14 protein-coding genes and 1 pseudogene are annotated in these 14,620 nt (G+C 42.4%); all 15 read left to right on the top strand.

The genetic code is table 11. From position 1 onward, the window contains the following. Positions 1-5: 5 nt before the first annotated feature. The 15 genes and pseudogenes from spoIIIAE to recN all read left to right on the top strand — a co-directional run bounded on the left by spoIIIAE (position 6) and on the right by recN (position 14,530). Complete coding sequence (gene spoIIIAE, locus HNR53_RS07250; RefSeq protein WP_246439384.1) at positions 6-1,205, top strand: stage III sporulation protein AE; 1,200 nt, start codon at positions 6-8, stop codon at positions 1,203-1,205. A gap of 14 nt (positions 1,206-1,219) precedes the next feature. Beyond that, entirely contained in the window at positions 1,220-1,834 is a 615-nt protein-coding gene (gene spoIIIAF, locus HNR53_RS07245; protein WP_184524331.1) for a stage III sporulation protein AF, read from the top strand. Between the two features lie 7 nt (positions 1,835-1,841). Next, positions 1,842-2,510 (top strand): stage III sporulation protein AG, encoded by a 669-nt coding sequence (gene spoIIIAG / locus HNR53_RS07240; protein WP_184524328.1) that lies wholly within the window; start codon positions 1,842-1,844, stop codon positions 2,508-2,510. Beyond that, the gene (locus tag HNR53_RS07235) at positions 2,511-3,116 is read left to right on the top strand and encodes a SpoIIIAH-like family protein (RefSeq protein ID WP_184524327.1); all 606 of its coding nucleotides are present in this window, start codon (positions 2,511-2,513) and stop codon (positions 3,114-3,116) included. 305 nt (positions 3,117-3,421) lie between these two features. Continuing rightward, entirely contained in the window at positions 3,422-3,940 is a 519-nt protein-coding gene (gene accB / locus HNR53_RS07230) for an acetyl-CoA carboxylase biotin carboxyl carrier protein (RefSeq protein WP_184524325.1), read from the top strand. Positions 3,941-3,954: 14 nt separating this feature from the next. After that, positions 3,955-5,310 (top strand): acetyl-CoA carboxylase biotin carboxylase subunit, encoded by a 1,356-nt coding sequence (accC, locus tag HNR53_RS07225; RefSeq protein ID WP_184524323.1) that lies wholly within the window; start codon positions 3,955-3,957, stop codon positions 5,308-5,310. An 18-nt stretch (positions 5,311-5,328) separates the two neighbouring features. Continuing rightward, positions 5,329-5,736 carry an Asp23/Gls24 family envelope stress response protein gene (locus HNR53_RS07220; RefSeq protein ID WP_184524321.1) on the top strand — a complete coding sequence of 136 codons (408 nt, stop codon included), beginning with the start codon at positions 5,329-5,331 and terminating at the stop codon, positions 5,734-5,736. 399 nt (positions 5,737-6,135) lie between these two features. Then, positions 6,136-6,531, top strand: coding sequence for a transcription antitermination factor NusB (gene nusB, locus HNR53_RS07215; protein ID WP_184524481.1), 396 nt, complete (start codon positions 6,136-6,138; stop codon positions 6,529-6,531). 124 nt (positions 6,532-6,655) lie between these two features. Further along, positions 6,656-7,999: an exodeoxyribonuclease VII large subunit gene (xseA, locus tag HNR53_RS07210; protein ID WP_184524319.1), complete on the top strand. Its 1,344-nt coding sequence runs from the start codon at positions 6,656-6,658 to the stop codon at positions 7,997-7,999. A 5-nt stretch (positions 8,000-8,004) separates the two neighbouring features. Further along, complete coding sequence (locus tag HNR53_RS07205; RefSeq protein WP_184524317.1) at positions 8,005-8,238, top strand: exodeoxyribonuclease VII small subunit; 234 nt, start codon at positions 8,005-8,007, stop codon at positions 8,236-8,238. Positions 8,239-8,241: 3 nt separating this feature from the next. After that, a complete protein-coding gene (locus HNR53_RS07200) occupies positions 8,242-9,138 on the top strand; it encodes a polyprenyl synthetase family protein (protein WP_343065291.1) in 897 nt (298 codons plus the stop codon). Positions 9,139-9,367: 229 nt separating this feature from the next. Continuing rightward, positions 9,368-11,264: pseudogene (gene dxs, locus HNR53_RS07195) on the top strand (1-deoxy-D-xylulose-5-phosphate synthase). Continuing rightward, positions 11,264-12,103, top strand: coding sequence for a TlyA family RNA methyltransferase (locus tag HNR53_RS07190; protein ID WP_184524313.1), 840 nt, complete (start codon positions 11,264-11,266; stop codon positions 12,101-12,103). The pseudogene dxs and the gene HNR53_RS07190 overlap by 1 nt, the downstream one beginning before the upstream one ends. Before the next feature lie 269 nt (positions 12,104-12,372). After that, on the top strand, positions 12,373-12,822 hold the full coding sequence (ahrC, locus tag HNR53_RS07185) for a transcriptional regulator AhrC/ArgR (RefSeq protein ID WP_184524310.1): 450 nt from the start codon (positions 12,373-12,375) through the stop codon (positions 12,820-12,822). Positions 12,823-12,841: 19 nt separating this feature from the next. After that, positions 12,842-14,530, top strand: coding sequence for a DNA repair protein RecN (gene recN / locus HNR53_RS07180; protein ID WP_184524308.1), 1,689 nt, complete (start codon positions 12,842-12,844; stop codon positions 14,528-14,530). Positions 14,531-14,620 lie beyond the last annotated feature (90 nt).

Genomic DNA, 14,620 nt, shown 5'->3' with positions numbered 1-14,620 from the left:
GGAAATTGAAGCAGCGGCTGTCGTTCTTAGTTTTATTCATAATTACAGGATTCCTGCTCTTTGTACCGGGGGCTGCCGCAGAAACAGACAACGTGAAAACGACAGATACATCGGTGCTCCAAGAAATGGTGGACACACAGATGCAAAGCCTGAATCTCGATGAGCTAAAAGGCTTCTGGGAGAACATTATTGATGAATATGGAGGATTACTGCCGGAAAGTCAAAAAGGCAGTCTCTATGACTTTATCAGCGGGGAAAAAGAGCTCTCGATTAAGGAATGGCTGATGGGAATTGTCAAATTTGCCTTCCAAGAACTGATTGCGAATGGCAAGCTTTTAGGCTCTCTTATCATGTTAACCGTTCTCAGCATGTTTTTGCAATCGCTGCAAAATGCTTTTGAAAGCGGCACGATCAGTAAATCGGCCTATGCTGTTGTCTTCATGGTACTCATTATCATTGCCTTAAACAGCTTTCATGTGGCGATTTCCTATGCGATGGATGCAATCAGCACGATGACAAGCTTTATCATGGCCTTAATTCCGCTCTTGCTCGCATTGATTGCGGCATCCGGCGGTCTGATATCGGCGGCCTTTTTCCATCCGGTTATCTTATTTTTGATCAATATCAGCGGTCATTTCATTCAATATATCGTGCTTCCGCTTCTTTTTCTCTCGGCGATTTTAAGCATTGTCAGCGTTCTTAGTGAGCAGTATAAAGTGACCCAACTGGCCAATTTACTCCGAAATGGCAGCATTGCCCTGCTTGGTATGTTTTTTACAATTTTTCTCGGAGTGATTTCCGTACAAGGGGCGTCGGCAGCTGTGTCAGACGGGATTGCCATTAAGACGGCGAAATTTATTACCGGGAACTTTATTCCCGTTATTGGGCGGATGTTTACCGATGCAACCGATACGGTGTTGAGTGCATCACTTCTGCTGAAAAATTCAGTCGGCATTATCGGAGTCGCCATTCTGCTCTTGATCGTCGCCTTTCCAGCTGTGAAGCTGCTGATTATTTCTCTCATCTATCAATTTACAGCAGCGATTCTGCAGCCGCTAGGGGGCGGACCGATTATTAAATGCCTTGATATTATCGGGAAAAGCATTCTCTACGTTTTTTCGGCACTGGCGATTGTTTCGCTCATGTTTTTCCTTAGTATTACGGTCATCATTGCTGCAGGGAACTTAACCATAATGGTGCGTTAGGGGGGACAAGTCCTATGGAACTGATTAAAGAATGGGTGACAAATATCATTCTTTTTGTCCTCTTTGCTACGGTGCTCGATATGATCCTCCCAAACTCTAAGTTCCAAAAATACACGAAAATGGTAGTCGGTTTGCTGCTTATCTCGATTATTCTGACTCCTGTATTCAAACTGTTTACGTATGATCTGGATGAAGCTTTATTATCCGTTCCGGCCATCGGAGAGGGACAAGAGAATGCGATAAAAAATTTAATGGATTTACAGAAAAATGAAATACAAGCCTCTCAGGACGCATATATTTTTAAACAAATGACTGTCCAATTAAAAGAGAAGGCAGAAAAGGAGTTGATGAGCCGATACGGTTTCGTGATTACGGATCTGAAATTCTTAATGGATGAGAATGATGAGCGTCCCTTTCCAGGAAATTTACAAAAGGTGGTTATCCAATTAACTGAACAGACGGAAGAGAGAAAAGCAGTAGAAGCAGTAAAAACGATAGAAATTAACGCGAATGAGCCCCTTTTAAAAGAAAAGGAAACATCACAAAAAGAGAAAATCGTTTCTTTGCTGTCAAAGCAATGGAATATGGATGAAAATACGATTGAAGTTCATATAGATGGGGGGGACTAGGGGGCGAATGAAAGAGGATAAAGGACCATTTTCATGGCTGAAAAAACAAGACGCGAAAGTTGAGCGCGTAGAGAAGAAAAAAGGGAAGTATCCTTATTTAATTTTATTATTATTGTTTGGTGCCGGTATTATGCTGTTAAGTAATGTAGTAAGACCTAACGGATCAGCAAAAGAGGATGTACCTGTTTTTAACCAACAGGACGAGAGGGAAGAAAGAGCGTCTGAAGTTTTTGCCAACAAAAAATCATCAGGGAATAGCGAAATTGAATCCTATGAACAAGCATACGAAAATCAATTAAAAGAGGCGCTGGACACGATTGTTGGAGTCAGTGATGTCACCGTAGTGGTCAACGTTGATGCAACGGAAAAGCGGATTCTCGAAAAAAATGCAAAATCGCAGAATCAAGTGACCGAAGAGACCGACCGTGAAGGCGGGAAAAGAAACGTTGAGGATCATTCCACCGATGATCAGCTCGTGATCATCCAGGATGGGGAAAAAGAAGTACCGATCGTAATTGAAACGAAGAAACCAGCTATACGCGGCGTGCTTGTTGTCGCAAACGGTGCGGATAACATTCAGGTGAAGAAATGGATTATCGAGGCTGTGACGAGGGTGCTGGATGTTCCTAGTCACCGGGTATCTGTCTTACCGAAAAAAACGAAGGGGGATTCATAGATGCTGTTAAAAAAACAAACTGTTTGGTTATTAACGATGTTGAGTTTAGTTGTAGTCCTGTCTGTTTATTATATTACTTCTCCGGAGCAGCAGCCAACTGATATGGCGGCTGTTGGCGAACAAAAGGAAGAGAAAACGGAAAAAAATGCTGATGAAAAAGGCACGAATAAAGAAATAGATGAAGACATCAGCCAAGATAGTCAAGCACCAGCAGCTGCGAATGAAAAAGATATGGCTATTATTTCGAATGCAGCAGGTGACGAAGTTTTCGAAACATTAAGGATGCAGCTGATGGATGAAAGAAGTAAAATGAAAGAAGAATTAACAAAAACCATTGCTTCTACTGAGCTTTCCGCTGAAGAAAGAAGTAAGGCAAAGGAAAAGATGGATGAGTTAAATGATATCGCACAAAAAGAGTATTTATTGGAAACGTTAATTAAAGCGATGGATTATGAGGACGTACTGGTCCGTGCTGAAGGAAATCAAGTCAGCATCACGGTCAAAGCAGAAAAGCAATCCCGTTCTGAAGCTAATAAAATCATTCAAACCGTGAGAAGCGAGCTGGGACCGCTTCATGCCGTTGTAGAATTTCAAAACACGAAGTGATAGGTAACGATAGCTGGATTTGTGTCGAAAATAGGAAAAGTTTAGTAAAATATATGGATAATTATAAATAAAAGTTTGAAATAAAGGAAAAGTTACATACTTTTCCTTTATTTTTTTGTCGAAAAATAGCGATAAAATATTACATTAGCAATTTACAAAACATTTTAAAATGTTAAAATGTAAGGGTAAACATTTTGGGGTGCACCAAAAAATGAATATAAACCGTTATTGAACTTGTCAAATGTCTTATCGTATGATAATACTAACAAGTTGTTATAATGAAAAACCAGGGGGGTTCTTTTAACATGTTTAAGGTGCAAGAAATCAGAGAATTAATCAAATTAATCGGGCAGTCAAATATTGACGAGTTCGTGTATGAAGCCGATGGGGCTAAACTCAAAATGAAAAAAAATAGCGCTGGAGAAGTTGTCGCTGTACCTGCCGCTTTGCAGGCTGTACAGCAGCCAGTTCAAACTGCAGCGGTTGAAGCGGTTCAAACACCAGTGCAGGCGGTTCAGGCAGAAGCGAAAGCTGTAGCTGTCGAAACGGTAAGTGAGCCAGAGTCAGCAGTAGATACGGCAAATCTACAAAAAATTACTTCGCCAATGGTAGGTACGTTCTATCAATCTCCAGGTCCTGATCAAGATCCATATGTACGCGTTGGAGCAAAAGTATCTGAAGCTTCAATTGTCTGCATCGTTGAAGCGATGAAGCTGTTTAATGAAATTGAAGCTGAAGTAGACGGAGAAATCGTTGAAATCCTCGTAAAAGATGGACAGCTTGTTGAATATGGACAGCCTTTATTCTTAGTGAAACCTGAGTAAGGAGTGCAATATACATGATCAAAAAACTATTAATAGCAAACAGAGGGGAAATCGCCGTCAGGATTATCCGTGCCTGCCGCGAACTTGGAGTTGAAACCGTGGCGGTATATTCTGAGGCCGATCAGGAAGCCCTTCATGTGCAACTTGCCGATGAGGCATATTGTATCGGACCTACGGCCTCCAAGGACAGTTATTTAAATACAACGAATATTATAAGTGTGGCGAAGCTTACAGGATGTGATGCACTTCACCCGGGCTATGGATTTTTGGCTGAAAATGCAGGGTTTGCTGAGCTTTGCCGTGATTGTAATATCACTTTTGTCGGACCAACACCTGAAGCAATTACAAAAATGGGAATTAAAGACATTGCTCGTGAAACGATGAGAGAAGCTGGTGTTCCAATTGTGCCGGGCTCTCAAGGTATCATCAACAGCATTGATGAAGCGATCGAATTAGCCCAAAAAATAGAATATCCGGTTATTATAAAAGCAACAGCAGGCGGCGGCGGTAAAGGAATCCGCGTGGCACGTACTGAAGAAGAATTAATTAAGGGCATCAACATTACGCAGCAGGAAGCGGCAACCGCTTTTGGCAATCCGGGTGTGTATATTGAAAAATATATCGAGGATTTCCGCCATGTTGAAATTCAAATTATGGCTGACAACTTTGGCAACGTTATACATCTCGGTGAACGGGACTGTTCCATCCAGAGACGTCTGCAAAAATTATTAGAAGAATCACCATCGCCGGTGATTGACAGTGAACTTCGCGCTGAAATGGGAAATGCTGCAGTAAAAGCAGCTAAAGCAGTTGATTATACAGGTGCAGGTACGATAGAATTCATTTATGACTACCGCAGCCGTAAGTTTTATTTTATGGAGATGAATACCCGTATCCAGGTAGAACACCCGGTGACAGAGTTGGTGACAGGGACTGATCTTATCAAAGAGCAAATCCTTGTGGCCTCCGGTGAAAAGCTTACTCTGACTCAGGAAGATGTTACTCTTAATGGATGGGCGATTGAATGCCGGATTAATGCAGAAAATCCTGAAAAGAAATTCATGCCTTCCCCGGGGAAAATCAAAATGTATTTAGTACCGGGTGGATTAGGGGTTCGTATTGATTCAGCGGCATATCCAGGATATACGATCTCTCCATATTATGATTCGATGATTGCTAAAGTCATTACATATGGAAAAACTCGTGATGAAGCGATTGCACGAATGAAACGGGCCTTGGGTGAATTTGTTATTGAAGGAATTCACACGACAATTCCGTTCCATTTGAAATTGCTGAACAACGAACAATTTGTTTCAGGTGAGTTTAATACAAAATTCCTGGAATTAAATGATGTGATGAAATCCGAATAATAAGAGGAGGTCCTTTTGATGAGTGTCAATAACATTTTGGAAATGAATCCAGGTGGAAACAGTCTTGGAAAAGTGGAAATTGCCCCTGAAGTGATTGAAATTATTGCAGGTATTGCTGCATCTGAGGTTGAGGGTGTTGCGTCGATGAGGGGGAATTTTGCCTCTGGTGTCGTGGAACGCTTCGGGAAGAAAATTCACGGCAAAGGCGTAAAGGTGGAACTTCTTGAGGAAGGAATTCGCGTCGATGTCTATTGTGTCATGAAGTTTGGGGTTTCCATCCCAACTGTTGCCCAAGGCATTCAGGACAACATCCGTCAGGCACTTATCAATATGACTGCTCTGGAAACTGAAGAAATCAATATTCATGTTGTTGGGATTCAATTTGAGAATCATAATCCGGAACCTGAATATCAGGAAGAACTTTAGACAAAATTCAAATTGGCTTTTACGCTCCTTTTAATGGGAGGAAAGTTACGGAGGCCAAAGCTGAATATGGAAAATAAGGCTGCCATTCCAGGTCAGCCTTATTTTTGCACTTTTAGTAAGTATAAAATTGCGGGAAGAAGGATCTCGAAGCAGTCGCAATTGTTAGGAAAAAAGTATAAGGGCAACCACACCTCTGTCTTCACCCTTTGGACTCGCCAATCGGCGGGTTTTCTTTATGATCTGCAGCTGCTTTAGAATATTTGATATGGAAGTGCGAAATTAATGCAGATATGCTATTATCGTGTTATGTGAAAACGGACAATGAAGTAGATTTTACTTATATATGAATCGTATTCAAAGTTTTTTTGCTATATTATGATTAAAGGGGTTAACGATATGATGAAAAGAAGAACAGCGAGAGAAAAGGCTCTGCAGGCAATTTTTCAAATAGATGTGAGCGAAGCGGAGGCGAATGCTGCTCTGGAACATGTACTGGAGGGACAGAAATCTGATTCGTATTTAGAACGCCTTGTTACGGGTACAGCCCAGCATATGGAAGATATTGATGCCAACATCAAAAAACATTTGGAAAACTGGACGATTGAGCGGCTGGCTAATGTCGATCGGAATTTACTTAGACTTTCCGTTTATGAATTGATTTACTGTCAGGATGAAGTACCAGCAAATGTTGTAATCGATGAAGCGATCGAGATCGCCAAAATATATGGCGACGATCAATCAAGCAAATTCATAAACGGCGTTCTGTCAAAGGTAAAGGATTCGCTTACCAAGTAAGGTTTTGTGAGCCTAAAAATTCTGCACGCGAAATTTATCGGATCATGGGCTTCGGGCCGTTTATCCCGCTTGAAAGAAGAACGGCAGTTTGATGGAGCACAGATCCTATTTAAGGAGTTTGCCTATGAAGGAGCAGCGTTTTTTAACCGTCAGTGCTTTAACAAAATATATTAAACGGAAATTTGACGCGGATCCGCATTTGCAGGATGTGTTTGTCAAAGGAGAAATCTCCAATTTCAAACAGCATTCGAGCGGTCATATGTATTTTACCTTAAAGGATGAGAAAGCCAGAATTCTGGCCGTGATGTTTTCCAGCTATAACCGCTCAATGAAATTTTCCCCGGAAAATGGGATGAAGGTCCTGCTGCGCGGCGAAATTACCGTGTATGAGTCGAGCGGTCAATATCAAATGTATGTAAAGGAAATGCAGCCGGACGGAATCGGTGATTTGTATCTCGCCTTTGAACAGTTAAAAGAAAAACTGAACAAGCTAGGATACTTTGCCCAAGAGCATAAAAAAAGCCTGCCGAAGTTTCCGAAGACGGTAGGGGTGATTACATCTCCGACCGGAGCAGCGATTCGCGATATTATTACCACCATAAAACGAAGATTTCCGATTGCCAATATCTTAATCTTTCCAGCATTAGTGCAGGGAGAGCAAGCCGCACCATCGGTTGCCGCAGCAATCCAAGAGGCGAACAAGACTGTTCACGGGATCGATGTTCTTATTGTTGGACGCGGCGGCGGCTCAATAGAAGAATTATGGGCGTTTAATGAGGAAATCGTCGCAAGGTCCATTTATGAATCGAATGTCCCAATTATTTCGGCTGTCGGACACGAAACAGATTTCACGATCGCTGATTTTGTCGCCGATTTAAGAGCGCCGACACCAACGGCCGCTGCAGAATTGGCCGTACCGCATATCAATGAACTCTTAGAACGGGTATTAACGAGACAAATGATGATGACTCGGGGAATGAAGGAGAAAATCAGTCAGCAGCGAACTAAACTGACACGGATGGACAAATCCTACGCATTTCGCTACCCGCACAGGCTGTATGAACAAAAATTGGAGCAGCTTGATAAAATACAAGAGCAGCTCGTACGAAATTCACAAAAGCTGTTTTCGCTGAAACGGGCGCAGTTGGAGCATACGGATAGACGTCTAAACAGAAATCATCCGCATGCCCAGTTGGCTGGGGCGAAGGAACAGCAGGAAAAGACAGCAAAAGCACTACTAAGAGCGATGTCTGTCATATTAGCTAAAAAGCATGCCGATTTTGCTGCTATGCTTTCAACCTTAGAAGCATTAAGTCCGCTTAAAATTATGGAACGTGGTTACAGTCTCACCTATGCAGAGGATGGCAGGCTTGTCAAAAGCGTTGCCGATGTTCACGTAGAGGAGAAAGTGGCAGTAAGGCTAGCAGACGGCACATTAATTTGTGAAGTGGTGGATAAAAGGGAGTGAAGACAGTGGCAGAAGAAAAGACCCTATCATTTGAAGAAGCAATGGAGCAGTTAGAAATCATTGTAGATCGACTTGAAGAAGGAGATGTTCCTTTAGAAGAAGCCATCTCCATCTACAAAAATGGAATGGAACTTTCCAAGCTTTGTCATGAAAAGCTAAAAAGCGTAGAGGAGCAATTGACGCAGATTTTGACATCTGATGGCGAAAAGGAAACCTTTACTATCCCTGAGGAGGAGTAAATTTTGTCAGACAGCAGCACCTTTGAAGTTTTTTTCAGAAAATATAAAGAGATACTCGAGAGACAGATGGAGGAGAGTGTCAATCTACTCCAAACACCGGCCGTGCTAAAAGATGCCATGCTCTATTCCCTGACAGCAGGCGGAAAACGGATCAGACCGTTATTATTATTCGCAACATTGGATGCACTGGGGAAAGATCCGGAACAGGGATTATTTCCTGCTTGTGCCATCGAAATGCTCCATACTTATTCACTAATTCATGATGACCTGCCAAGCATGGATGATGATGACCTGCGCCGCGGCAAACCGACTAATCATAAGGTTTTCGGGGAGGCAAATGCTATTTTGGCAGGGGATGCCTTGTTAACCGTTAGCTTTCAAATGATTGCCGAGGCTCCAGAACAGTCAATACCGCTTGAAGCAAAGCTTGAATTAATCCGCGAACTGGCGTTAGCTGCAGGTGCTGAGGGAATGGTCGGCGGACAGACCGCAGATATTGAAGGCGAAGATAAAAGCTTAAATATAGAGGAACTGGAATACATTCATAGTCATAAAACAGGTAAACTGTTAACTTACAGCGTCATGGCAGGGGCTGTGATTGCTGGTGCCAATATGGAGACGAAAAGATACCTGCATGATTTTTCTATGCATTTAGGTCTTGCGTTTCAAATTCGTGATGATTTACTTGATTTGGACGGAAATGAAGAGATATTAGGAAAGCCTGTTGGCAGTGATGAGGACAAACATAAATCCACTTATCCAGCCCTTTTAGGTGTAGAAGGAGCAAAAGCGGCCCTCGAGCAGCAAATTGCAGGAGCTTTGACAGCTTTAGAAAAAACAGGTGCCAAAACTGCACTTCTTCAGGAAATTACCGATCTTGTGGCAAAAAGAGATCATTAATTAGAAGATTAATTGGAATAGCTCCAGTAATTTATCGTATGATTATAGATAAACACCGTTATCACCATCTAGGTGCTAGCGGTCTTTTTACCGTTATGAAAGGGCTGCAAACATTTTAAAAATCGGTTACAATGATGTACTTTATAGATAGATGTTTTTGCTCTTAAAACAAAAAATGACGAAATATCGGTCGTTGAACAATAAGAAATGAAAGTGAGTGATCCACTGAATGGATCTATTTAATATTAAAGACCCTTCGTTTTTGAAAGGGATGACGATAAGGGAATTAGAGAAGCTCAGTGAAGAGATCCGCGATTTTTTGATTCATCAACTCTCTAAAACAGGAGGTCATATTGGTCCAAATTTAGGAGTTGTTGAATTGACCATTGCTCTTCATCGCAGTTTTGACAGTCCGAATGATAAAATTATTTGGGATGTCGGACATCAATCCTATGTTCATAAAATTCTAACAGGCAGAGCTTCCGAGTTTGATTCATTGCGTCAATATAAAGGATTAAGCGGTTTTCCTAAAATGATGGAAAGTGAGCATGATGTATGGGAAACTGGACACAGCTCGACTTCTTTATCGGCGGCGATGGGGATGGCGATTGCCCGAGACCTAAGGAAGGAACAAAGTTATGTCGTTCCTGTCATCGGCGACGGTGCGCTCACCGGAGGGATGGCATTAGAGGCACTCAATCATATCGGTCATGAAAGAAAAAATATGATTGTCATATTGAATGACAACGAAATGTCGATCGCTCCGAATGTAGGGGCCCTGCACAATGTTTTAGGCCGGCTGCGCACCGCCGGAAAGTACCAATGGGCGAAGGATGAACTGGAAGCACTGATGAAAAGAATTCCAGCTGTTGGCGGGAAAATTGCGGCAACGGCAGAAAAAATAAAAGACAGCTTAAAATACTTATTGGTTTCCGGGGTCTTTTTTGAGGAATTAGGCTTTACCTATCTTGGTCCTGTAGATGGACATAACTACGAGGCATTGTTTGAAAACATTGCTTATGCCAAAAAGATGGAAGGACCCATTTTACTCCATGTGATTACGAAAAAAGGGAAAGGGTATCAACCGGCTGAAAATGACCGTACCGGGAACTGGCACGGTACAGGACCCTATAAAATTGAAACGGGTGACTTTTTAAAGCCGGTTAACTCGCCTCCTGCTTGGAGTAAGCTTGTGAGTGAAACCGTAAGACGGATGGCACGGGAAGATGAGCGGATCGTGGCGATTACACCTGCGATGCCGGTCGGTTCTAAGCTTGAGGGATTTGCCAGCGAGTTTCCTGATCGGATGTTCGATGTGGGCATTGCTGAACAGCATGCGGCGACCGTTGCGGCGGGACTGGCGACGCAGAAGATGAAACCGTTCCTTGCCATTTATTCCACCTTCTTACAGCGCGCTTATGATCAGGTCGTTCATGATATTTGCCGTCAGAATTTAAATGTTTTTATTGGGATTGATCGTGCCGGATTAGTTGGAGCAGATGGCGAAACGCATCAAGGTGTCTTTGATATTGCCTTCTTGCGCAATCTTCCCAATATGGTCATTATGATGCCGAAGGATGAAAATGAAGGCCAGCATATGGTGTATACCGGATTAACGTATGATGACGGACCGATTGCACTCCGTTTTCCACGGGGCAACGGGCTTGGTGTCCCGCTTGATGAGACGCTTCATGCGATACCAATTGGCAGTTGGGAAGTATTAAAAGAAGGAAAGGATGCAGCCATTTTAACCTTTGGTACGACGATTCCAATGGCGATAAAGGCTGCAGCGATTTTAGAAAAGCAAGGCTGTTCGGTGAAAGTGGTCAATGCCCGTTTCATCAAACCGTTGGATGAGAAGTTGTTAACTTCCCTCTTGCAGCTGAATATTCCGCTTGTAACGATTGAGGAGGCGGTTCTTCAGGGCGGCTTTGGCAGCGCTGTATTGGAATTTTCCCACGATCACGGGTTTCACCATAGTGAAATACACCGTATGGGAATTCCTGACCGCTTTATTGAACATGGCGGTGTGAAGGAATTATTGGAGGAAATCGGTCTAACAGTAGAAGAAATTGTGAAGAAGATAAATTCGATTGCCAGAAAAAAACAAAAAAGGGCTTGAGTGATGAAAAGTAAGAAGGAACGCGTTGATGTATTATTGGTAGAACAAGGGTTATTTGAAACGAGGGAAAAGGCGAAACGGGCGATTATGGCAGGGATTGTATACAGCCATGAAACCCGTCTCGATAAACCCGGAGAAAAAATTCCTGCTGATACTCCGCTTACGGTGAAAGGGAAAACGCTGCCCTATGTCAGCAGGGGAGGTCTGAAGCTGGAAAAAGCATTAAAAGTATTTGATGTGAGTGTTTCGGATAAGGTTCTCTTGGATATTGGGGCCTCAACAGGGGGATTTACGGATTGTGCTCTGCAAAATGGGGCGAAGCTGTCCTATGCACTGGATGTCGGTTACAACCAGCTGGCGTGGAAGCTGCGCCAGGATGAACGGGTTGTGGTCATGGAACGAACAAACTTCCGTTATGTCACACCAAGTGATTTAGCAGGGGAAATGCCAAATTTTGCATCTATAGATGTATCGTTTATTTCATTGAAGCTAATTCTCCCGGTTCTCAAAAACTTATTGGTGCCGGGAAGCGATATCGTGGCTCTTGTAAAGCCGCAGTTTGAAGCCGGACGGGAACAGGTTGGCAAAAAGGGAATTGTCCGTGATCCGAAGGTTCATCAGCAAGTGATTCAATCGATGATCGATTTCTCACTAGAAACAGGATATGTGGTAAAAGATCTTTCTTTTTCCCCTATTACCGGCGGAGAAGGGAATATTGAATTTCTGCTGCATTTATACTGGGGCGGAGATTTGACAGAGGGAGAAAATCAACTTAAGGAAACACCGGAGGCAATCGTGAAACGCGCTCATGAAGAACTGAAGGCGAAACCTGACGTGGAATAATCACATATTTAATATTTTTATGTAAAAGAATGGCCGCTTGTTAAAGAATATGATTAACAAGAGTGCGGTTCTTTTTTTTATTAAACGAACAATCGTTTGTTTTTCTCACAAGGAATGTTGTATAATATTCCAAAAGGCGTTGATATTAGGATGGATGTCTTCTGAGTTATTAACTCACTTTTTTGCATAAATATTCATGTACAAAATGAAAAAAATCGGCTAACATATAAGTGAATATCCCAAATGGAGACATTTCATGAGGTGAAACAATGAATAAAGGACAACGTCATATAAAAATTCGCGAAATTATTGCAAATAATGATATAGAAACCCAGGATGAACTGGTAGATGAATTAAAAAGTCAGGGATACAATGTGACACAGGCCACGGTTTCCCGCGATATTAAAGAACTCCATTTAGTGAAGGTTCCGCTATTAGACGGGCGTTATAAGTATAGCCTGCCCGCAGATCAAAGGTTTAACCCGCTTCACAAGTTGAAACGGCATTTAATTGATGCCTTTGTCAGGATTGATTCTGCCGGTCACTTGCTTGTTATGAAAACACTGCCCGGAAATGCGATGGCCATCGCCGCACTGATTGATCATTTGGACTGGGAGGACATTGTTGGCACTGTCAGCGGAGATGATACGATTTTAGTGATTTGCCGAAATGAAAAAGACACAGAAATCGTTTCGCAGCGATTTCTTGATTTACTTTAATTCAAAGAGGTGAGCGGACATGCTGAGTGAACTGTCGATAAAAAACTTTGCCATTATTGAAACCCTGTCTATTTCTTTGGAAAAGGGCTTGACTGTTTTGACTGGTGAAACAGGTGCAGGGAAATCTATTATCATTGATGCGATCCATTTACTTGTTGGCGGGAGAGGCTCTTCAGATTTTGTCCGTTACGGAGAAGACCGTGCCGAGATTGAAGGCCTTTTTCTGCTGCAAAAAATGAGTCATCCTATTTTTAAGAAGGCACTGGAATTGGGCATTGAAATAGAGGACGACATGATAGTCCTGCGGCGGGACATTTATAAAAGTGGGAAGAGTGTATGCCGCATCAATGGAAAACTCGTCACCATTTCCGTTTTACGTGAAATAGGCAGTACTTTAGTCGATATTCATGGTCAGCATGAACATCAGGAGCTAATGGATGAAACGAAGCACTTGTCCCTTCTAGACCAGTTTGGTAAAGATAAAGTTACCGCAGCTTTGGAAGAATACGGACAGGTATACCGAAATTACGAAAAGACGCTGAGAAAGTTGAATAGTCTCAATGAAAATGAACAGCAGATGGCACATCGGCTTGACTTGATTCAATTCCAGCTTTCGGAAATTCAAGCGGCTAATTTGAAATTAAATGAGGATGAGAAACTGCTTGAGGAAAGAAAGCGGCTATCTAATTTTGAACGCATCCATGAAGCCGTTCAATTAAGCTATAATGGGCTGCGCGGCGAGCAAAAAGGATTGGACTGGCTTGGTCTAGTGATGAATAATTTAGAGGATGCTGCTGTGCTGAACCCTGATTATAAAGAATTAGCGGAGTCGGTGTCAAACAGCTACTATGTTTTGGAAGATGCAGCGCGAACGCTGCGAAGTGAATTGGATAATCTTGAATTTGACCCGCAAAGACTGAATGAAATAGAGGATCGCATAACGGAAATTAATCAATTAAAGCGCAAATACGGTCCCTCGATCGCGGCGATTTTAGAATACGGCGCGAAAATTGACGAGGAAATTGAAACGCTGCAAAATAAAGAAACCCACATCGAACAGCTGCAAAAAGAGCTTGTCTCGCTGAAGAAGGATCTGATGGTGGAAGGAAAAGAATTAACCAGCGTCCGCAGTCATTTTGCCAAGGAATTAACTAGAGCGATCCATCATGAATTAAAAGAACTTTACATGCAAAAAACAGTATTTGAAGTAAGAATGGCAAAACTGGAAAACCAGTTTTCAGCAAATGGCATGGATCAAGTAGAATTTTATTTAACCGCTAATCCTGGCGAACCTTTAAAACCGTTATCCAAAATTGCTTCGGGAGGGGAATTGTCACGGATTATGCTGGCACTAAAAAGCATTTTTTCGAAGCATCAGGAAGTCACTTCCATTATCTTTGACGAAGTAGATACCGGGGTCAGCGGACGGGTAGCACAGGCAATTGCCGAAAAAATTCATAAAGTATCAATTGATTCCCAAGTCCTCTGTATTTCCCACCTGCCTCAGGTGGCGGCAATGGCAGATACTCATTTATATATTGCAAAAGCCACCAAAGACGGCAGAACGAAAACAACGGTTAAGGCGCTGACTGAAGAAGAGAAAATTAGGGAGATCGGGCGCATGATCTCGGGAGCGGAAATCACTGATTTAACAAAAGAGCATGCGAAAGAATTACTTCAGCTTGCTCATAATACAAAGGTGTATTAAGGATTGTTACATATGGGGTCTGACACCCAATTGATACATCGGCTAAACTAAAGCCGCCGTATGGAAGGGGCAGGTTCTACTTGCACAAGC

The organism is Bacillus benzoevorans (genome assembly GCF_014207535.1).
GTDB classification, from domain to species: Bacteria; Bacillota; Bacilli; order Bacillales; family Cytobacillaceae; genus Bacillus_BD; species Bacillus_BD benzoevorans.
The sequence above is the reverse complement of the archived record's forward strand: the minus strand, read 5'-3'. Positions and strand labels throughout refer to the sequence as shown.